The organism is Streptomyces sp. NPDC051018 (assembly GCF_044456085.1).
Lineage (GTDB): Bacteria > Actinomycetota > Actinomycetes > Streptomycetales > Streptomycetaceae > Streptomyces.
This window is the reverse complement of sequence record NZ_JBITFN010000001.1, coordinates 801,180-821,205: the sequence shown is the minus strand read 5'-3', so window position 1 is coordinate 821,205 and position 20,026 is coordinate 801,180. Positions and strand designations below refer to the sequence as shown.

At 71.9% G+C, this 20,026-nt stretch carries 16 protein-coding genes; 8 read left to right on the top strand and 8 right to left on the bottom strand.

Going from position 1 to position 20,026, the window contains the following annotated elements; genetic code table 11:
- Positions 1-177 precede the first annotated feature (177 nt).
- From whiA to uvrC, 4 genes are read right to left on the bottom strand one after another with little or no spacing between them, the layout of a single operon-like run.
- Positions 178-1,167: a DNA-binding protein WhiA gene (gene whiA, locus ACIBCM_RS03325; protein ID WP_389268547.1), complete on the bottom strand. Its 990-nt coding sequence runs from the start codon at positions 1,165-1,167 to the stop codon at positions 178-180.
- Complete coding sequence (gene yvcK / locus ACIBCM_RS03320; RefSeq protein ID WP_399239578.1) at positions 1,158-2,222, bottom strand: uridine diphosphate-N-acetylglucosamine-binding protein YvcK; 1,065 nt, start codon at positions 2,220-2,222, stop codon at positions 1,158-1,160. The genes whiA and yvcK overlap by 10 nt, the downstream gene beginning before the upstream one ends.
- Entirely contained in the window at positions 2,219-3,157 is a 939-nt protein-coding gene (gene rapZ, locus ACIBCM_RS03315) for an RNase adapter RapZ (RefSeq protein WP_399239576.1), read from the bottom strand. The genes yvcK and rapZ overlap by 4 nt, the downstream gene beginning before the upstream one ends.
- A complete protein-coding gene (gene uvrC, locus ACIBCM_RS03310) occupies positions 3,154-5,244 on the bottom strand; it encodes an excinuclease ABC subunit UvrC (protein WP_399239574.1) in 2,091 nt (696 codons plus the stop codon). The genes rapZ and uvrC overlap by 4 nt, the downstream gene beginning before the upstream one ends.
- A gap of 579 nt (positions 5,245-5,823) precedes the next feature.
- On the opposite strand from uvrC, the gene ACIBCM_RS03305 reads away from it, so the two are divergent.
- On the top strand, positions 5,824-6,756 hold the full coding sequence (locus ACIBCM_RS03305; protein WP_399239572.1) for a hypothetical protein: 933 nt from the start codon (positions 5,824-5,826) through the stop codon (positions 6,754-6,756).
- A 185-nt stretch (positions 6,757-6,941) separates the two neighbouring features.
- On the opposite strand, the gene ACIBCM_RS03300 is transcribed toward ACIBCM_RS03305, so the two are convergent.
- Positions 6,942-7,373: a Rieske (2Fe-2S) protein gene (locus tag ACIBCM_RS03300; RefSeq protein WP_399239570.1), complete on the bottom strand. Its 432-nt coding sequence runs from the start codon at positions 7,371-7,373 to the stop codon at positions 6,942-6,944.
- 125 nt (positions 7,374-7,498) lie between these two features.
- Between ACIBCM_RS03300 and ACIBCM_RS03295 the strand changes: the two genes are divergently transcribed.
- Positions 7,499-8,395: a carbohydrate kinase gene (locus tag ACIBCM_RS03295; protein WP_399239568.1), complete on the top strand. Its 897-nt coding sequence runs from the start codon at positions 7,499-7,501 to the stop codon at positions 8,393-8,395.
- Positions 8,396-8,680: 285 nt separating this feature from the next.
- Here the strand turns inward: ACIBCM_RS03295 and uvrA are convergent, their stop codons facing one another.
- On the bottom strand, positions 8,681-11,704 hold the full coding sequence (gene uvrA, locus ACIBCM_RS03290; RefSeq protein WP_399239566.1) for an excinuclease ABC subunit UvrA: 3,024 nt from the start codon (positions 11,702-11,704) through the stop codon (positions 8,681-8,683).
- Between the two features lie 225 nt (positions 11,705-11,929).
- Here uvrA and ACIBCM_RS03285 point away from each other — a divergent pair, with 225 nt between their 5' ends.
- A complete protein-coding gene (locus ACIBCM_RS03285) occupies positions 11,930-12,628 on the top strand; it encodes a maleylpyruvate isomerase family mycothiol-dependent enzyme (RefSeq protein ID WP_399239564.1) in 699 nt (232 codons plus the stop codon).
- A 189-nt stretch (positions 12,629-12,817) separates the two neighbouring features.
- Positions 12,818-13,474: an MBL fold metallo-hydrolase gene (locus ACIBCM_RS03280; protein WP_399239562.1), complete on the top strand. Its 657-nt coding sequence runs from the start codon at positions 12,818-12,820 to the stop codon at positions 13,472-13,474.
- 451 nt (positions 13,475-13,925) lie between these two features.
- Here ACIBCM_RS03280 and ACIBCM_RS03275 read toward each other — a convergent pair whose 3' ends face one another.
- Together ACIBCM_RS03275 and ACIBCM_RS03270 are read right to left on the bottom strand one after the other, a co-directional pair.
- Positions 13,926-15,179: a sensor histidine kinase gene (locus tag ACIBCM_RS03275; RefSeq protein ID WP_399239843.1), complete on the bottom strand. Its 1,254-nt coding sequence runs from the start codon at positions 15,177-15,179 to the stop codon at positions 13,926-13,928.
- Positions 15,180-15,244: 65 nt separating this feature from the next.
- Positions 15,245-15,901: a response regulator transcription factor gene (locus ACIBCM_RS03270; protein WP_399239560.1), complete on the bottom strand. Its 657-nt coding sequence runs from the start codon at positions 15,899-15,901 to the stop codon at positions 15,245-15,247.
- A gap of 245 nt (positions 15,902-16,146) precedes the next feature.
- Between ACIBCM_RS03270 and ACIBCM_RS03265 the strand changes: the two genes are divergently transcribed.
- Genes ACIBCM_RS03265 through ACIBCM_RS03250 form a run of 4 tightly spaced genes read left to right on the top strand, consistent with a single transcriptional unit; the run spans position 16,147 to position 19,845 of the window.
- Positions 16,147-16,695, top strand: a complete 549-nt coding sequence (locus ACIBCM_RS03265; protein WP_399239558.1) for a hypothetical protein — start codon at positions 16,147-16,149, stop codon at positions 16,693-16,695.
- On the top strand, positions 16,695-17,909 hold the full coding sequence (locus ACIBCM_RS03260) for a peptidoglycan-binding protein (RefSeq protein ID WP_399239556.1): 1,215 nt from the start codon (positions 16,695-16,697) through the stop codon (positions 17,907-17,909). Before ACIBCM_RS03265 ends, ACIBCM_RS03260 begins: the two co-directional genes overlap by 1 nt.
- Complete coding sequence (locus tag ACIBCM_RS03255) at positions 17,906-18,592, top strand: ABC transporter ATP-binding protein (protein WP_399239554.1); 687 nt, start codon at positions 17,906-17,908, stop codon at positions 18,590-18,592. Before ACIBCM_RS03260 ends, ACIBCM_RS03255 begins: the two co-directional genes overlap by 4 nt.
- Complete coding sequence (locus tag ACIBCM_RS03250) at positions 18,589-19,845, top strand: ABC transporter permease (protein WP_399239552.1); 1,257 nt, start codon at positions 18,589-18,591, stop codon at positions 19,843-19,845. The genes ACIBCM_RS03255 and ACIBCM_RS03250 overlap by 4 nt, the downstream gene beginning before the upstream one ends.
- Positions 19,846-20,026 lie beyond the last annotated feature (181 nt).

The following is a 20,026-nucleotide window of genomic DNA, read 5'->3' as shown; positions in this document are numbered from 1 at the left end:
CAGCGGTGTGTGGCACAGGTGACGGGGGGGGTTCCGCCCGGTGTGTCAGGCGCCCCGGGGATCGTGCGCGGGCGCGCACCGGGGAGCGGTTACCCGGCGGGGAGGTTGGCGGTGGCTTCGTTCCCTCCCCCGGGCTCCGTCCGAGGGCCCCGCCGGCCCGGTCCCCCCGGAGCGGACTCAGCCGACCAGGCCGTCCGCCATCTCCTCGGTGAGGTTGGACTCCGTACCGGGGACACCGAGGTCCTGCGCCCGCTTGTCCGCCATCGCCAGCAGCCGGCGGATACGGCCCGCGACCGCGTCCTTCGTCAGCGGCGGGTCGGCGAGCGCGCCCAGTTCCTCCAGCGAGGCCTGCTTGTGCTCCATGCGCAGCCTGCCCGCCGCGGCGAGGTGCTCGGGCACCTCCTCGCCCAGGATCTCCAGCGCCCGCTGGACCCGCGCGCCGGCGGCGACCGCCGCACGGGCCGAGCGGCGGAGGTTGGCGTCGTCGAAGTTGGCGAGGCGGTTGGCGGTGGCGCGCACCTCGCGCCGCATCCGGCGCTCCTCCCAGGCCAGCACGGACTCGTGCGCGCCGAGCCGGGTCAGCAGGGCGCCGATCGCGTCGCCGTCGCGCACGACGACGCGGTCCACTCCGCGTACCTCTCTCGCCTTCGCGGCGATGGAGAGCCTGCGGGCCGCGCCGACCAGGGCCAGGGCGGCCTCCGGACCCGGGCAGGTGACCTCCAGCGAGGAGGAGCGGCCTGGCTCGGTCAGCGAGCCGTGCGCGAGGAACGCGCCGCGCCAGGCGGCCTCCGCGTCACAGGTGGCCCCGGAGACGACCTGCGGCGGCAGACCGCGGATCGGGCGGCCGCGGCCGTCGACCAGACCGGTCTGCCGTGCCAGCTGATCACCGCCCGCCACCACCCGTACGACATACCGGGAGCCCCGGCGCAGCCCGCCGGGGGCCATCACCATCAGCTCGGAACCATGGCCGAAGATCTCCAGGATGTCCCGCTTCAGCCGGCGGGCGGCGATGCCGGTGTCCAGCTCCGCCTCGATCACGATCCGCCCGCTCACCAGGTGCAGCCCGCCCGCGAACCGCAGGATCGCCGAGACCTCCGCCTTTCTGCAGCAGGTCCGGGTGACGGGAAGCCGGGAGATCTCGTCCTTCACCGCTGCCGTCATCGCCATGGGCCGATCCTTCCATGCATCCGAAAAATACGGTCGTACGCGGCGGCCAGCAGCTCCGGGTCGTGCTTCGGAACTCCTCCTCCTGCGGCTTCGCCCCGGGCGGGAGTCCCCCCGGCGGCCACGGGAGCGAGCTCGACCGCGGCGCCGAGGCGCTTTGCGGCGTCGGCGAGGGAATCGCGGTCGGGCACGGCGGCCTCGTCGGCCAGCACCACGTCCAGGGCGAGTTTAGGCGCGTGTCGTCCCAAAACCTCCAAATGACGCTGCGGTGAGAAGCCCTCAGTTTCTCCGGGCTGCGGAGCGAGATTGAGCGAGAGGACCCGGCGGGCCTTCGTCTCCACCAGCGCGTCCAGCAGCTGCGGCACCAGAAGATGGGGGATCACGGACGAGAACCAGGAGCCGGGGCCCAGAACCACCCAGTCGGCGTCACGGACGGCCGCGACCGCCTCGGGTACGGCGGGCGGGTCGTGCGGTACGAGATGCACGGACTGCACCTCCCCAGGGGTCAGGGCGACGGTCGCCTGCCCCCGTACCGTGTCGACCTCGTCCGGGCGGGCCGGGTCATGGCCCCGGACCAGCGCCTGGAGCTCCAGCGGGACGGCGGACATCGGCAGCACCCGGCCGTGCGCGCCGAGCAGCCGGCCCACCAGGTCCAGGGCCTGCACCGGGTCGCCCAGCTGCTCCCACAGCGCCACGATCAGCACATTGCCGACGGCGTGGTCGTGCAGATCGCCCTGGGAGTGGAAGCGGTGCTGGATCACCCGGGCCCAGGTCTGGCCCCAGTCGTCGTCGCCGCAGAGGGCCGCGAGGGCCTTGCGCAGATCGCCGGGCGGCAGGACGCCCAGCTCCTCGCGGAGGCGTCCGCTGGATCCGCCGTCGTCGGCGACGGTGACCACGGCGGTGAGGTCGCCGGTGATACGGCGCAGGGCGGCGAGGGACGCGGACAGACCGCGGCCGCCGCCGAGGGCGACGACCTTGGGCTGTGCTCCGCGTTTACGCCCAGCGGGCGTGTGGGTGTATCTGCGCAGCCGCCGCAGCCGCAGGGAGCGTCCGGTCACTCGCGCCCCATGTCCCGGTGGACCACGACGGTCTCGATGCCCGCGGAGGAGAGCCGGGCGGCGAGCTTCTCGGAGGTGGCGACGGAGCGGTGCTTTCCGCCCGTACAGCCGACGGCGATGGTCACATAGCGCTTGCCCTCGCGGCGGTAACCGGCCGCGATCAGCTGGAGCAGCTCCGTGTACCGGTCGAGGAACTCCTTGGCGCCGGGCTGGTTGTAGACATAGTTCGACACCTCCTCGTTCAGTCCGGTGAAGGGGCGCAGCTCCGGGACCCAGTGCGGGTTCGGCAGGAAGCGCATGTCGACGACGAGGTCCGCGTCGACCGGCAGTCCGTACTTGAAGCCGAACGACATCACCGTCGCCCGCAGCTCCGGCTCCTCGTCGCCGGCGAACTGGGCGTCCATCTTCGCGCGCAGCTCGTGCACGTTCAGACTGGAGGTGTCGATCACCAGATCGGCGTCCCCGCGCAGCTCACGCAGCAGATCGCGCTCGGCGGCGATGCCGTCGACGATCCGGCCGTCCCCCTGGAGGGGGTGAGGTCTGCGGACCGATTCGAACCGCCTGACCAGGGCGTCGTCCGAGGACTCCAGGAAGACGATCCGCCGGGTGACCTGCTTGGCGTCCAGGTCGGCGAGGGATTCGCGCAGGTTGTCGAAGAACCGCCGGCCGCGTACGTCGACGACGACGGCGATCCGGGCGACATTGCCCTGCGAGCGCGCGCCCAGCTCCACCATGGTGGGGATCAGCGCGGGCGGCAGGTTGTCGACGACGAACCAGCCGAGGTCCTCCAGACACTTGGCGGCCGTGCTGCGCCCGGCGCCTGACATACCGGAGATGATCACCAGCTCGGGGATGGCCGCCTCCGCGGCACCGCCGGGCTCGTTCGTGGTGCCCGTACTCACGTCTGCTGCTCCGTCTCCGTCGTGCTCGGTCATGTCGTACCACCCCCGTCGTTCTCTTCCATGATCTCTCCTGTCGCCGTGTTCACGGCGGGGACAGCCGGCGCCGCCGTGGCGAGGGCCGCGACCAGGGACTCCGCTGTCTTGCGGCCCATGCCGGGTACCTCGCAGATCTGCTCGATTGTGGCCTGTTTCAGTCGCTTGACCGAGCCGAAATGCTTGATCAGCGCCTGTTTCCGGGTTTCACCGAGTCCGGGGACGGCGTCGAGGGGGCTGGTACGGATGCGTTTGGTGCGCTTGGAGCGCTGATAGCGGATGGCGAAGTCATGGGCGGTGTCGCGGACGCGCTGGAGCAGATACAGGCCCTCGCTGGAGCGGGGCAGTACGACCGGGTCGTGCTCGCCGGGCAGCCAGATCTCCTCCAGCCGCTTGGCCAGACCGCAGACGGCGACATCGTCGATGCCCAGCTCGTCGAGGGCGCGCTGCGCCGCGGCCACCTGGGGCCGGCCGCCGTCGACCACGACGAGCTGCGGCGGGTAGGCAAAGCGCCTGGGGCGGCCGTCGTCCTCCAGGGGGCCGCCGGCGGTCCCACCGGCCCGCCCGGACGCCGTCCCGGGGCCTTCGGGAGTGTCCCCCGTGTCCGCCGTCTGCCCCGTCGCCGTGGCAGCCACCGGGCCCGCCGTCTCCTCCGGGCTGTCCGCCCCGATCCACTCGCCCGTCCGGTCCTTTTCGGCCAGATAGCGGCGGAAGCGGCGGCCGACGACCTCATGCATCGAGCGGACGTCGTCCTGCCCCTCGAAGGACTTGATCTGGAAGCGGCGGTACTCGCTCTTGCGCGGCAGACCGTCCTCGAAGACCACCATGGAGGCCACGACGTCCTCACCCTGCAGATGGGAGATGTCGAAGCACTCGATCCGCAGCGGAGCGGAGTCGAGACCGAGGGCCTCGGCGATCTCCTCCAGGGCACGGGAGCGGGTGGTGAGATCGCCCGCGCGCTTGGTCTTGTGCAGGGCGAGCGCCTGCTGGGCATTGCGCCCGACGGTCTCCATCAGGTCCTTCTTGTCCCCGCGCCGGGGAACGCGCAGCGACACCTGCGAGCCCCGGCGCTCGCTCAGCCACTGGCCGACGGCCTCCGGGTGCTCGGGCAGGGCGGGAACCAGGACCTCCTTGGGGACGGAGTCGCCGCGCTCCTCCCCGTACAGCTGCTGGAGCGCGTGCTCGACGAGGCCGGAGGTGCTGACGGCCTCGACCTTGTCGGTGACCCAGCCGCGCTGGCCGCGCACCCGCCCGCCGCGGACGTGGAAGATCTGGACGGCTGCCTCCAGCTCGTCCTCGGCGACCGCGATCAGATCGGCGTCGGTGGCGTCGGCGAGCACGACCGCGTTCTTCTCCAGGGCGCGTCTGAGCGCCCCTATGTCGTCACGGAGGCGGGCCGCCCGCTCGTACTCCATCTCTTCGGCCGCCGCCGTCATCTGCTTCTCCAGCCGGCGGATGTACGTACCGGTGCGGCCGGCCATGAAGTCGCAGAACTCCTCGGCCAGTTCCCGGTGCTCCTCGGGGGTGACCCGCCCGATGCAGGGGGCCGAGCACTTGCCGATGTAGCCGAGGAGACAGGGGCGTCCCTTCTGCTGGTGGTTCCTGAGGACGCCCGCCGAGCAGGTGCGCACCGGGAAGACCCGGAGCATCAGATCGACGGTCTCCCGGATCGCCCATGCATGGCCGTACGGACCGAAGTAGCGCACGCCCTTGCGCTTGGCGCCGCGCATCACCTGGACCCGGGGGAACTCCTCGTTCATGGTGACCGCGAGATACGGGTAGCTCTTGTCGTCCCGGTACTTCACATTGAACCGGGGGTCGTACTCCTTGATCCAGGTGTACTCCAGCTGGAGCGCCTCGACCTCGGTGGAGACGACCGTCCACTCCACGGAGGACGCGGTGGTGACCATCGAAGCCGTGCGCGGGTGGAGATTGGCCACGTCCTGGAAGTAGCTGGAGAGCCGCGAGCGCAGGTTCTTCGCCTTCCCGACGTAGATCACCCGGCGGTGCTCGTCGCGGAATCTGTAGACCCCCGGGGAGTCGGGGATCTCTCCCGGCCTGGGGCGGTAGCTGGAGGGGTCTGCCATGCCGTCCACCCTACTGGCGGGGGCTGACAGAGCGGCGGGACTCCGGGCCGTGCCCGGGAGCGGCGTTCCCCGCTCCGCACGGGGACGGGCGCGCACCCCTCCGGGCGGGGCCCGAGCCTCTGCCGGGGGCGGGTGCGCACTCCTCTTCCCGGGGCGGGACACGTCCCGAGTCGTTCGGCGAGCCGCGCCCCGGCGGTGAGGATGCGGGCGCACGAGCGGCCTCGCTGCCGAGCCGGCCCCGCCCTTCCGACAGCTCCCCGTACCGTCACGCCGTCGTCCGGACAGGGCGGGCCGGCCCCGGGGTTCTCCGCGCTGATTGAGCATCAGTCCTTGTCGCGGGCAGGTCGACACGCTTCAATGCGGGGATCCGGAGCTGTGAACCGCACGGCGGGGTGGTGAACGCCTGTGCCCGGGCAGGCTGGACGGCCGTTCCCGCCCGGCCGTACGACGGGACCGAGCCGTGGACCCGCACCGGGCGGGACACGGGTGCCGTACGGCCCCTGTACGTCCGGGCGCGCACGCGGCAGCAGAACCGGGGTCGGGTCAAAGGACCGCAGATCACCGCCGCTGGAGGTTCCCATGGGTCACACCGAGGCCGATCTGGCGCAGGTGCTGCACACCGGCCCGTTCCATCTGGCGCTGCGTGCCGCGCTCGCCGTGCGCGGACTGCCGCTCCAGCGGGTGCAGCACCATCTGGCACATCGCGGGATCAAGGTCGGGGTCACCAGCCTCAGCTACTGGCAGCAGGGCGCGCGCCGTCCGCAGCGGCCCGAGTCCCTGCGGGCCGTACGCGCCCTGGAGGAGGTGCTCGAACTGCCGGGGAACTCCCTCATCCGGCTCCTCGGCGTCGGCGAGGGCTCCGTCAACGCCGCCGTCGCGCGCCCCGACTCCCGCTCCCACCGCTCCCTGATGGATGCCTCGGACACGGTGGAGCAACTGCTGGCGGAGCTGGAGCCGCCCCCGGACGGTGGTCTGCACACGGTGGGCCACACCGAGCGGGTACGGATCGGGCCGGACCGGGAGCTGGTCGGGCGGGAATCGCAGCTCGTCGTACGTGCCGGCCTCGACGGTGTGGACCGCTGTCTCGCGATCCACCACGGTGACCCGGGCTGCGATCCGGAGCGGGTCCGGGTGAGCGCCCTGGAGAACTGCCGTACGGGGCGGGTGCGCCGGCACCGGGAGAGCGGGGTGGTCGTCGCCGAGCTGCTCTTCGACGCCCGGCTGCGCGCGGGTGACACCCATCTCTTCGGTTACGGCTTCGAGGACGCGACCGGCGGTGTGAGCACCGAGTACATGCGCGGTTTCACCTCCGCGGGCGGGCAGTACGCCCTGCAGATCCGTTTCGACGAGGACGCGCTGCCGGTGCGGTGCCGCCGGTTCGCCCAGGCCATGACGGGTGCCCCGCGCGGCGCCCGTACCGACCTCCCCCTGAGCGGCCGGCACCGTACGGTCCATCTCGTCGAGCAGGGGGTGCGTCCGGGGATCCTGGGCATCGACTGGGACTGGGACTGAGCGGGGCGGTCGGTGAAGGGCCGGTTCGGCGGGGACAGCCGGTCGAGGGCCGGCCGGCGGGCGCGGGAGGCGCTGTGCGCGGGCGTGCACGCGGGTGCGCGCGGCGTGCGCCGGAGAGGGAGCACACGCGGGCGTAGGTGCGTGCACAGGGGCTCGCGGCCGACGGGGCGCGCCGGGCGGGGACGTTACGCGCCCGGCCCCGCGACCAGCTTGCCGTCGCGCACCGTGATCGGGACCTCCGGGAGCGGTACGGTCGCCGGGCCCTTGAGTGCCTTGCCGGAGGTGACGTCGAAGCGGCTCCCGTGGCAGGGGCAGTTGGCCTCGGTGCCCTCGACCTTGTCGAGCGGGCAGCCCGCGTGAGTGCACTGGGCGCTGAACGCCTTGTAACGGCCCTCCGCCGGGCAGCTCACCACCAGTCGCTCCTCACGGTAGAGCCGGGCCCCGCCGACCGGTACGGCGTCGGCCGCGCCCAGGTCCACGGGCGCGGTCGGGGTGGGCTCCTCGGCATGCCCGAGTTTCGACTCCGTGGAGCAGGCGGTGACCCCCAGACCCGCGGCCCCGGCGAGGGCCGCGCCTTTCAGCACGGTGCGGCGGGCGGCTGAGGGCTGGCCGGACATGAGAACTCCACTGGTCAGAGCATGGGGGCGAACGCGGTGACAGACCCGACCATACCGGCGTGGATCCCGGGGCCCCGGAGCGGGCTCCCTCCCGCGGACAGGAGCGATGGGCTACGTTTCACGCCATGATCGTCGTCGCCGGAGAGTCCTTGATCGACCTGGTCCCGCAGGGGCCCGGCGAGCCCCTGCCCGCGCTGCTGCCGCGTCCGGGCGGCGGCCCGTACAACACCGCCGTCGCCCTGGGACGCCTGGGCGCGCGGGCGGCCTTCTGCTCACGGATGTCGACGGACGGCTTCGGGGACGCGCTGCTGGCCGGACTGGGTGAGGCCGGGGTGGACACCTCTCTCGTCCGGCGCGGGCCCGAGCCGACGACGCTGGCGGTGGCGTCCCTCGGCGCGGACGGCTCGGCGGGGTACCACTTCTACGCCCAGGGCACCGCGGACCGGCTGTTCGAACTGCCGCCCCTGCTGCCCCGCGCGGCGCGCGCGGTGGCGTTCGGGACCTGCTCGCTCGTCCTCGAACCGGGTGCGAGCGCCTACGAGGAGCTGTTGCGGCGGGAGGCCGGGCGAGGGCTGTTCACCCTGCTGGATCCCAATGTCCGGCCGGGGCTGATTCCGGATGCGGACGCCTATCGGAAGCGGTTTCGCGGCTGGCTCCCGTATGTCTCCCTGCTGAAGCTCTCGCAGGACGACGCCCGCTGGCTGGGCGGTGTGCCCGAGGGGCCGCCCGCGGTGGTGCTGACCCGCGGCGCGGAGGGGCTGACGGTGTTCCCCCGGGCGGGCGGGGAGATCTCGGTCCCGGCCGCCGAGGTCACGGTCGCGGACACGATCGGCGCGGGTGACACCGTGAACGCCGCCCTGCTCCAGGGCCTGGCCTCCCTCGGCGCCCTGTCGTCCGCCGCCCTCGCGGATCTCCCCCCGGACGCCTGGCGCAAGGTCCTGCGGTTCGCCGCCCATGCGGCCGCCGTGACCTGCTCCCGCACCGGGGCGGAGCCTCCGTACGCCTGGGAACTGCACGAATAGGCGCTCCGGCGCCTTCTCCCCGGCCCTTCGCCCGCTCCCCGCCGGGCCCGTGAGCTCCTTTTCGCCGTGGGGCCCCTGGCCCGGGCGCCCGGGGCGATCCCCGAGGGCCGGGCGCCGTGGCGAACCCGCGGTCCAGGCACCCGGCGCCCCGGGGAGAAGCACCGGGCCCGACGGACGCAGCGGCCGGTCGGGCTCGACCCACGCCGAGAAACCCCGCCGCGGCGCCGGAACGCCGGGCCCGGGTCCGGTTCAGCCACCGGACCCGGAGGGACGACCGCAAGGCCCCTACGACTTGGGGGCGCGGGCTGCCGCCTTTCTGGCCGGAGCCTTCTTCGCCGCCGTCTGCTTGACGGCTGCCTGCTTGACCGGCTTCTCGTTCACGGCCGTCCGGTTCACCGCCGTCTTCTTGGCCGTGGTCCGCTTCGCCGCGGACCGTGCCCGTGGCACCACGGCGTCACTGACCCGCTCGGGATCGAGGATGTCGCGCAGGAACTTTCCGGTGTGGCTGGCCGGGACGGCCGCGACCTCCTCCGGTGTGCCCTCGGCGATGACCAGCCCGCCGCCGCTGCCGCCCTCGGGACCCATGTCCACGACCCAGTCGGCCGTCTTGATCACATCGAGGTTGTGCTCGATGACGATGACCGTGTTGCCCTTGTCGACCAGTCCGGAGAGCACCGAGATCAGCTTGCTGATGTCGTCGAAGTGCAGACCGGTCGTCGGCTCGTCCAGGACGTACACCGTGCTCCCGGTGGAGCGCTTCTGGAGCTCGGAGGCCAGCTTGACCCGCTGGGCCTCACCGCCGGAGAGCGTCGGCGCGGACTGCCCGAGGCGTACATAGCCGAGACCGACCTCGTGGAGCGTCTTCAGATGACGGGCGATGGTCGGAACGGCCTCGAAGAAGGCGAGCGCCTCCTCGATGGGCATGTCCAGCACCTCGGCGATGGACTTGCCCTTGTAGTGGACCTCCAGAGTCTCCCGGTTGTAGCGCGCTCCGTGGCAGACCTCGCACGGAACGTACACATCCGGGAGGAAGTTCATCTCGATCTTGATGGTGCCGTCGCCCGAGCAGTTCTCACAGCGGCCGCCCTTGACGTTGAACGAGAACCGGCCGGGGAGATAGCCCCGGACCTTGGCCTCCATCGTCTCCGCGAAGAGCTTGCGGACATGGTCGAAGACACCGGTGTACGTCGCGGGATTGGAGCGCGGTGTGCGCCCGATGGGCGACTGGTCGACATGGACGACCTTGTCGACGAGGTCGTCGCCGTCGACACGGGTGTGGCGCCCGGGCACCGACTTCGCGCCGTTCAGCTCACGGGCGAGGTGGGTGTACAGGATGTCGTTGACCAGCGTGGACTTGCCGGAGCCGGAGACTCCGGTGACGGCCGTGAACACACCGAGCGGGAAGGAGACGTCGATGTCCCGCAGATTGTTCTCCCGGGCGCCCTGGACGGTGAGCCGCTTTCCCGGGTCCGACGGCCGGCGGATGTCGGGCGTCGGGATCGACTTCTTGCGGGCCAGATACTGCCCGGTCATCGATTCCTTGTTGGTCAGCAGCCCCTTCAGGGGCCCGGAGTGGACGACCCTGCCGCCGTGCTCCCCCGCACCGGGGCCGATGTCGACGACCCAGTCCGCCACCTTGATGGTGTCCTCGTCGTGCTCCACGACGATCAGGGTGTTGCCCATGTCGCGCAGACGGACGAGCGTCTCGATGAGCCGGTGGTTGTCACGCTGGTGGAGTCCGATGGAGGGCTCGTCCAGGACGTACAGCACACCGACGAGTCCGGAGCCGATCTGCGTGGCGAGCCGGATGCGCTGGGCCTCTCCGCCGGAGAGCGTGCCGGCCGCCCGGTTCAGCGAGAGATAGTCGAGGCCGACGTCGACCAGGAACCTCAGCCGCTCGTTGACCTCCTTGAGGACGCGCTCGGCGATCTTCTTGTCGCGCGCGTTCAGCCGGAGACGGCCGAGGAAGTCGGCGCACTCGCTGATCGACATGGCGGAGACATCGGCGATGGACTTCTCCATCACCGTCACCGCGAGGACGATCGGCTTGAGCCGGGTGCCCTCACAGGTCGGGCAGGGCACCTCCCGCATATAGCCCTCGAAGCGCTCCCTGCTGGTGTCGCTCTCCGCCTCCTGGTGCCGCCGCTTGACGAACTGGACGGCGCCCTCGAACGCGGGGGTGGTGTACGCCCGCTCCCGCCCGTACCTGTTCCGGTAGCGGACCTCGACCTGGGTCTTGTGGCCGTACAGCAGGGCCTTGCGGGCGCGCTGGGGCAGCCCGCCCCAGGGCATGTCGGTGGCGAAGCCGAGCGCCTGGGACAGCCCGCCGATCAGCCGCCCGAAGTACTCCTTGGTGTGGCCGTGGGACCACGGGTGGATCGCCCCCTCGTCGAGGGACTTCTCCTCGTCCGGGACGATCAGGTCGGGATCGACCTCCATCCGGGTGCCGATACCGGTGCAGTCAGGGCAGGCACCGAAGGGGGAGTTGAAGGAGAAGGAGCGGGGCTCCAGCTCCTCGAAGGACAGGTCGTCGTACGGGCAGTAGAGATGCTCCGAGTACATCCGCTCGCGCTCGGGGTCGTCCTCGGGGAGGTCGACGAAGTCGAGCACGACCATGCCGCCGGAGAGGCCGAGCGCGGTCTCGACCGAGTCGGTCAGCCGGCGCTTGGCGCTGTCCTTGACGGTGAGGCGGTCCACGACCACCTCGATGGTGTGCTTCTCCTGCTTCTTCAGCGCCGGCGGCTCGGCGAGCTGGATCGTCCGCCCGTCGACCCGGGCGCGGCTGTATCCCTTGGTCTGGAGGTCGGCGAAGAGATCGACGAACTCTCCCTTCCGCTCGCGGACCAGCGGGGAGAGCACCTGGAAACGGCTGCCCTCGGGCAGCTCCAGCACCTTGTCCACGATGGCCTGCGGCGACTGCCGGGAGATGGGGCGGCCGCACTCGGGGCAGTGGGGCTTGCCGATCCGGGCGAACAGCAGCCGGAGGTAGTCGTACACCTCCGTGATGGTGCCGACCGTCGAGCGGGGGTTGCGCGAGGTCGACTTCTGGTCGATGGAGACGGCCGGGGAGAGGCCCTCGATGAAGTCGACGTCGGGCTTGTCCATCTGCCCCAGGAACTGCCGGGCGTACGACGACAGGGATTCCACATACCGGCGCTGGCCCTCGGCGAAGATCGTGTCGAAGGCGAGCGAGGACTTGCCCGACCCGGAGAGCCCCGTGAACACGATCAGGGAGTCACGGGGGAGGTCGAGCGAGACGTTCTTGAGATTGTGCTCGCGAGCGCCACGAACGATGAGACGGTCGGCCACGCCGGGTCCGCACCTTTCTTGAGGGGGCTTGACAGAAGCGGGGGCACCGGCCCCCGGCACCGGACCTTTCCAGCCTATGGGGGGCCGCCAAGCCGTGTGAGTGTCTGAGCGGTGAATGCCTGACAACCAAGGATGCCTCGCCCCAGGCTATAGCACGCGCATTCGATTTCGGACCGCTCGGTCGCCGGCTTCACCCGATCGTGTGGCGGGACTATCGTCGGCGCCATGATCGATCCACAGAGCGACCTCGCCTCACTCCAGGCGGCCACGGATCGGCTGCTCACCGCGGCCGACGCCATGGACAACGCCTCCGTCGCCGGTCCGTCACGGCTGCCGGGCTGGCGACGCGGTCATGTCCTCGCCCATCTCTCCCGCAACGCCGACGCGCTCCTCAACGTCTTCGAGGGCCGTCCCATGTATGTGAACGCCGAGGCCCGTGACGCGGACATCGAGCGGGACGCCGGCCGTCCCGTCGACGTCCAGCTCGCCGATCTGCGCGACAGCTCCGCCCGGCTGGCGGCCGTGGCGGCGCTCCCCGGCGACTGGGAGCGCACGGTCGAGCTGCGCAACGGCGTCACCGACCGGGCCCTGCGGCTGCCGTTCCGCAGACTCGTCGAGGTCGAGCTGCACCATGTCGACCTCGACATCGGCTATGAGCTGGAGGATCTGCCGGAGGAGTTTGTGCTCCGCGAGATCGATTTCCTCGCGGAGCGGTTCGGCGGCCACCGGGACGTGCCGTCGACCGGGCTGAAGACCGGCGGGGGTCGCGGGGAGCGGATCTGGACGACGGGCGGCGGCGCCGAGGGAGGCCCGATCGGGGTCGAGGGCACGGGACCCGATCTCATGGGCTGGCTCGCGGGACGCCGTGACGGCTCCGCGCTCCGGGTCTCGGGCGGCCCGCTGCCCGCGCTGCCCCCGCTGTGAGTCCCGCGCCGCCCCGGGTGCCGATGCGGTACGAGTCCCGCGCCGCCCCCGTATGACCGGGGCGGCGGTATGACGATCGCGGACGGGGCGGTACGGCGCCGGGGCGACGCCCGCCGCGACCAGGCCGCCGTCACCCGCCGGGCGACTCCCTCGCCGCCCGGTGTCGGACCCCGGGGATAGGCTTCCCCCATGACGTACAGCGGAGTGGTGAAGGTCGGCGGACCCGCGGATGTGCACGAGCTGACGGACCTGATGATCTCCAAGGTCGCGGTCGGCCCGATGGACAACAACTGCTACCTCCTGCGGTGCCGGGCGACCGGCGAACAGCTGTTGATCGACGCGGCCGACGACGCCGAGACGCTGCTCCGGCTCATCGGCGAGGACTCGATCGCGTCCGTCGTCACCACGCACCGCCACCGCGACCACTGGCAGGCGCTCGCCGGAGTCGTCGCCTCGACCGGCGCCCGCACCTACGCTGGCAGGTACGACGCCGAGGGCATCCCCGTCCCGACCGATGTGCCCGTCGAGGACGGTGACGCGATCCGGTTCGGCCGGGTGGAGCTGACCGCGCGCCACCTCGTCGGGCACACCCCGGGTTCGATCGCCCTGGTGTACGACGATCCGCACGGCCCTCCGCATGTGTTCACGGGCGACTGCCTCTTTCCCGGCGGGGTCGGCAACACCCGCAAGGACCCGGAGGCCTTCGCGAGCCTCATCGGCGATGTGGAGTCGAAGCTGTTCGACCGGCTGCCGGACGAGACCTGGGTCTACCCCGGCCACGGCAGGGACACCACACTCGGCGCCGAGCGCCCTCATCTGCCGGAGTGGCGCGCCCGCGGCTGGTAGCCGCACCCGCCGGACACCCCCTCAGGAGGCGCCCTCTGCCGCCTCCCGCACGGGAAACACCGACCGGATTCCCGCTCCCCGGGGCGGGCCCGACGCGCTCCCCGACCCCACGTAGCCGGCGGCCCGAGGCCCGGCAGACCCGTGACCGGCCCGCGGTGAGCGTGTGCCGGACGGAAGCCCGGCGCAGCATCGCATGGTCGCCGCCGGGCCGGAGCCGCCCGCCGGATCGCCGGGTGCCCAGCAGGCGCGGCCTCACGGCCGGGGCCCGGTACCGGGGCGGGGGCGGCCCGGGTCGTAGCCGTACACCCGTCGGGACCCCGCCGTACGCACCCGGGGCGCCGCCCGTCGGCGTACCGGATCGGGAGCGTATGCCGGCGGAGAGGGACGGCCCATCGCACCGCGCTCCACACCGGCGGAACGGCGTGCCGGAGCCGGGCCCTGCCCTGGCCCGTCATGGCGGAAGTGTCGCCGTGACCACCAGTCCCCCGCCGTTGCGGGGACTCGCCTCGACCGTGCCCCCATGGGCACGGGCCACCGCCCGGACGATCGACAGCCCCAGGCCCGCTCCCCTCGCGCTGACCAGGCGGTCGTTGCCGAGGCGTCGGAACGGTTCGAACAGGGTGGGAATGTCGTACGGGGCCACCACGGGACCGGTGTTGCTCACTTCGACCTGGGCGCTTCCGTCGGGGCTCGTGCGGCTGACGACCTGGATCGAGCCCCCGCTCCCGGAGTTGTGCCGGATGCCGTTCTCGACGAGGTTGTGCACCATGCGCTCCAGCAGGAGCGCGTTTCCCGTGGTCGTGGCCTCCTCCGCCTTCTCCTGGACGGCGATGCCCGCGCGCTCGGCCTCCGGCCCGGTCTGGGCGACCACATGGGAGACGACATCGGCCAGGTCCACGGGGAGCCGGTCGGTGATCTCGTTCTCCGAGTCGGCGAGCAGCAGCAGCCCGCTGATCAGCCGCTCGTGCCGGATATTGATCTCCAGAAGGGTCTCGCCCAACTGCTTGACGTCCTCCGACGCCGACTTGCGGTGCATCGCGACCTCGACGAGCGCACGGCCCAGGGTGAGCGGGGTGCGCAGTTCGTGGGAGGCGTTGGCGACGAAGCGCCGCTGGCCGTCGAAGGAGCGGTCCAGCCGCTCGACCATGGTGTCGAAGGTGTCGGCGAGGTCCTTCACCTCGTCGTCGGGACCGCTCAGGGCGATGCGCTCATGCAGCCCCCGGCCCGCCGCGGGGGCTGCGGCGATACGGCTGGCGGTCTCGGTGACCCGGTGGAGTGGGGCGAGGACCCGGCCGGCGACCAGCCAGCCGAACCCGGCCGCGGCTCCCCCGACGACGAGGAGCACCAGTCCGCCCTGGCCGAGCAGGGTCGTCACCGCGGCGTCGTTGAGCTTCTCCCGCTGCTCCTTCAGCCATTTCTCGGTGTCGGATGCCTTGAACTGCTTGTTGCCGAGGCTCGGCGGCAGCGGCGGCTGGCCGGCGGAACCGGTGGGAGCCGTACCCTCCACGGAACGGATGATCTTCGCTCCCCCACCGTTGAGCTGCTGGCTGAACAGCACATAGGTGACGCCGAGCAGCACCACGCCGGCGACCAGGAAGAGCCCGCCGTAGATCAGGGTGAGACGGGCGCGCAGCCCGAGACGGGCGGGCAGGATCCGGCCGGGCCACCACGGCCTGCCGGATGCGGAGTCCTGTCCATCCCCCAGGTCCCGTTCCGCTCGGGAGTCCCGCTCCGCCCGGGAGTCCTGACCCGCCCGGGGTCCGGCGTCGTTCACGGGATCCGGTACCCCACTCCCGTAACGGTTTCGACGACCGGTGGGCCGCCGAGCTTGCGCCGCAGTTTGAGCACGGCCAGCCGGACCGCCCCCGTGAACGGATCCGCGTGCTCGTCCCATGCCTTCTCCAGCAGATGCTCGGCGGACACCGGCGCGCCGTTGGCGCGCAGCAGTTCGGCGAGGACCGCAAACTCCTTCCGGGACAGCGGTACGTACCGTCCCTCGCGGAACACCTCACGGCGGGCCGGGTCCAGGGTGATGCCCGCCCGGCGCAGCACGGGGGGTGTGGCGGGGCGGGAGCGCCGCCCGAGTGCCTGGACCCGGGCCGCGAGTTCGGGGAAGGCGAACGGCTTGGTGAGATAGTCGTCCGCCCCGAGGCCCAGTCCGTCGACGCGGTCGGCGATCTCGGCGGCGGCGGTGAGCATCAGGACCCGGGCGACGGCACCGGACTCGGTCATCCGGCGGCAGACCTCGTCCCCGTGGACGGCCGGCAGATCCCGGTCCAGCACGATCACGTCGTAGTCGTTGACGCCGATGCGCTCCAGCGCAGCCGCGCCGTCGTGGACCACGTCGACGGCGTGTGTCTCCTCGCGCAGCCACTCCGCGATCGCGCCGGCGAGCATCGGCTCGTCCTCCACCACCAGAACCCGCATCCCCGTGCCCTTCCCTCTCCGGCGGGATCGCTCCGCACCTGATCGGAGCGGTCCCAGGGGTCCATGGTGGAGGCTGTCACGTTTCCTCACCGTTAGCAGCCCGGGGCCGCCGGAGCTCGTCCCCGTCCGCCGCGGTCCGCCGTGCGGGCGGCGACCGACCGGAAACAGCGAGGAAACGGCCCACTGCGTTCCATCACTCCTCGGGCGGCCGGAACTCTCCGGCCCGCAGCGAAGGAGACGACCCCATGCGATCACGTACCCGCAGGACACGCACCGCTCTGGCGGTCCTGCCGCTTGCGCTGACCCTGGCGCTGGCCGGCTGCTCGTCCGGTTCGGACGGGCAGGACGTGGCCTCGGCGGCGACCGGCAAGGCGGCCGGTTCCCAGGACGGCAAGGAGGGCAAGGACGCCGAGGCGGCCGGTGGCGGCGGGGACAAGGCCCTGCAGTTCGCGAAGTGCATGCGCGAGAACGGGGTTCCGATGGAGGACCCGAAGGACGGAAGGTTCGTCCTCGAACTCGACAAGAAGACGAACAAGGCCGATGTGGACAAGGCCATGAAGGCGTGCCGTGAGTTCCAGCCCTCGGGCAAGGGGAAGGGCAAAACGGACCCGAAGGCCGCCGAATCGATGCGCAAGCTCGCCCAGTGCATGCGGGAGAACGGCGTCGAGGGCTTCCCCGACCCCGCCCCGGGTGGCGGGATCAGGATGGACCGGAGCGTCGGTGAGGACCCCGACTTCAAGGCCGCCCACGAGAAGTGCAAGGCCAAGGGTCCCAAGCTGCCCGGGGGACAGTGATGGGGGAACCGACCGTGGAGGAGCTGACGGACGGGCACCGGACCGACCCGCCCGGGAACACACCCGGGGCGGCGCCCGACGCGGCCCCCCAGGGGCCGGGGGACGGCGAGAAGGGCCGTGCGCCGAGGACGCGCCGCCGCCGACGGCGAGGCCGGAAGGTCGCCGTCGCCCTCGCGGTGCTCGCGGCGGGGGGCGCGGTCACCGTCGCCACCCTGGGCCTCGGCGGGGACGGGGGATCGTCGGAAGGCGGCTCCGCGAGCGAACTGCCGCCGAACACCGCCAGGGTGACGAAGCAGACCCTGGAGGACACCCACGACGCCGACGGCCAGTTGGGGTACGGACCGTCGACGGAGGCCACGGGCCGGCTGACCGGCACGCTCACCGGTCTTCCCGAGTCGGGCGACCGGATCGGCCGGGGCAAGCCGCTGTACGAGGTGGACAACAAGCCGGTGACCCTGATGTACGGCTCGCTGCCCGCGTACCGCGAACTGAAGCAGGGCGTCGAAGGCCCCGATGTCAAGCAGCTGGAGCGTAACCTCTCGGCGCTCGGCTACAGCGGGTTCACCGTCGACGAGGAGTTCACCGAGACCACCGCGTCCGCGGTGAAGGAGTGGCAGGAGGACCTGGGTCTCGACGAGACCGGAGCAGTGGAGCTGGGACGGGTGGTCTTCGAGTCCGGCGAGGTACGGATCGACGCGCTCGACGCCGATGTGGGTGGCGCTCTCACCATGGGCGGCAAGGTGCTCACGTACACCGGGACCGCGAAGGCCGTCACCCTGGAACTCGAAGTGGCCGACCGGCAGTTGGCGAAGGAGGGTGCGACCGTCGGTGTCACCCTGCCCGACGACACGGTGATCAGCGGGCGGGTCGACGACGTCTCCACGATCTACCAGGCCGCGTCCGGGCAGGAGGAGGAGGCCTCGACCGTCATCGAGGTGGTGGTGGGTCTCAAGGACAAGAAGGCCCAGAAGGCGGCGGAGTCGTACGCCCTGGCGTCGGTGACGGTGAACTTCACCGCGGAGACCCGCAAGGACGTGCTGACCGTGCCGGTCTCCGCGCTGCTGGCGCTCGCCGAGGGCGGGTTCGGCCTGGAGGTCGTCAGCGGCGGCAGGACCTCGTACGTCCCGGTCACCACCGGCCTGTTCGCCGACGGCCGGGTGGAGGTCTCCGGCGCGGGCATCACCGAGGGCACGACCGTGGGGATACCCAAGTGATCTCTCTGACGGAAGTGACCAAGGTCTACGCGGGCGAGGTGACCGCGCTCGGGGGTGTGTCGCTGCGGATCGCGCGCGGCGAACTCGTGGGCATCGTCGGCCCGTCGGGTTCGGGCAAGTCCACCATGCTGCATGTGCTGGGTACGCTGGACCGGCCCACCTCGGGGCAGGTGCACATCGACGGGTACGACGTGGGCACGCTGTCCGACAGCAAACTGTCCGCGCTGCGGGCGAGCCGGATCGGCTTTGTGTTCCAGCAGTTCCACCTGGCGCCCGGGACAGCGGCGCTCGACAACGTGGCGGACGGGCTCCTGTACTCGGGGTTCCGCCCCGCCGAGCGCCGGCGGCGGGCAGCGGCCGCGCTGGAGCGGGTGGGTCTCGGTCATCGTATGGACCACGAGCCCCATGAGCTGTCCGGCGGTGAGCGCCAGCGGGTGGCCATCGCCCGCGCGGTGGCGGGCGATCCGCCTCTGCTGCTTGCCGACGAGCCGACCGGAGCGCTGGACTCCGTCTCGGGGGAGGGGGTGATGAGGCTGCTGCGCGAGCTGCATGCCGGAGGCACCACCGTGGTGATCATCACCCATGACCGCGAGATCGCCGGATCGCTCCCCCGTCAGGTGCGGATGCGGGACGGCCTGGTGGTCGAGGACAGCGCCTCCGCGCCGGTGGGGGTGGGACCGTGACCTCCCCCACCCTGCTGCCGGAGCCGGATGTGACACAGGGGCGGCCGGCCGACGCACGGGATCTGCGTCCCGCCCGGCTGGGGCCGCGCGATGTGGTCAAGGTCGGTGCGGTGGGTCTGCGCACCCGCCCCATGCGCGCCTTTCTGTCGGCGCTGGGCATCGCGATCGGCATCGCCGCGATGGTCGCGGTCGTGGGCATCTCGTCCTCGTCCCGCGCCGAGCTGGACCGTACGCTCTCGGCGCTGGGCACCAACCTGCTGACCGTTGCCCCGGGCTCGACCCTGACCGGGGAGGCCGCCCAGCTGCCGTTGGAGGCCGAGGCCATGGTCAGCAGGATCGGCCCGGTGACCTCGGTGTCGGCGGTCGGTGAGATCGCCGAGGCGAAGGTCTACCGCAACGACAAGATCGCCAAGGCGGAGACAGGCGGTCTCGTCGCCCTGGCCGCCCGCACGGATCTGCGGGAGACCGTCGCCGCGGAACTGCGCACCGGCAGCTGGCTGAACGACGCGACGAGCACATACCCGGCGGCCGTCCTCGGCGCGACGGCGGCCGAGCGTCTGGGCATCGGCAGGATCGGCCCCGAGACCCAGATACTGATCGACGGCCGGTGGTTCACCGTCGTGGGCATTCTGGAGGAGGCCCCGCTGGCTCCGGAACTGGACAGCGCCGTCCTGGTGGGCTGGCCGGTGGCACGGACGGAACTGGGCTTCGACGGGCATCCGACGACCATCTACACCCGGTCCGAGGAGTCCGCCATACCGGCCGTACGCGATGTGCTGGGGCCCACGGCCAGTCCCGAGACGCCCAACGAGGCCGAGGTGTCCCGTCCCTCGGACGCGCTGGCGGCACAGCAGGCGGCGGGTGAGGCGTTCACCGGTCTGCTGCTGGGGCTGGGCGCGGTCGCCCTGCTCGTCGGCGGTGTCGGGGTGGCCAACACCATGGTCATCTCGGTGCTGGAGCGACGGGCCGAGATCGGGCTGCGCCGCTCCCTGGGGGCCACCCGGGGGCAGGTCCGTACGCAGTTCCTGGCCGAGTCCCTGCTGCTGTCGGCGCTCGGCGGACTGGGCGGGGCGGTGCTGGGGTCCGCTGTCACGGTCGGCTACGCCGTCTATCAGGGCTGGCCCTCCGTAGTGCCGCCGTGGGCGGTGTTCGGCGGTGTCGGCGCGACGCTGGCCATCGGGGCGCTGGCCGGTCTCTATCCGGCCGTGCGCGCCTCCCGCCTCTCCCCCACCGAGGCGCTGGCCACGCCGTAGCGTCCGAGCCGGGCAGACAGCCCGGGCCCGGACAGCCGGGGACGGTGGGTGCGACGCTCAACGTCGCACCCACCGTCCTGTGCCGTACGGGCTCCTGCTGTTGTCCGGGATCCAGCTCGTGCGGGGCCCAGTTCCTACGGGATCCAGCACGTGCGGGGCCCAGCTCGTACGGGATCCAGCA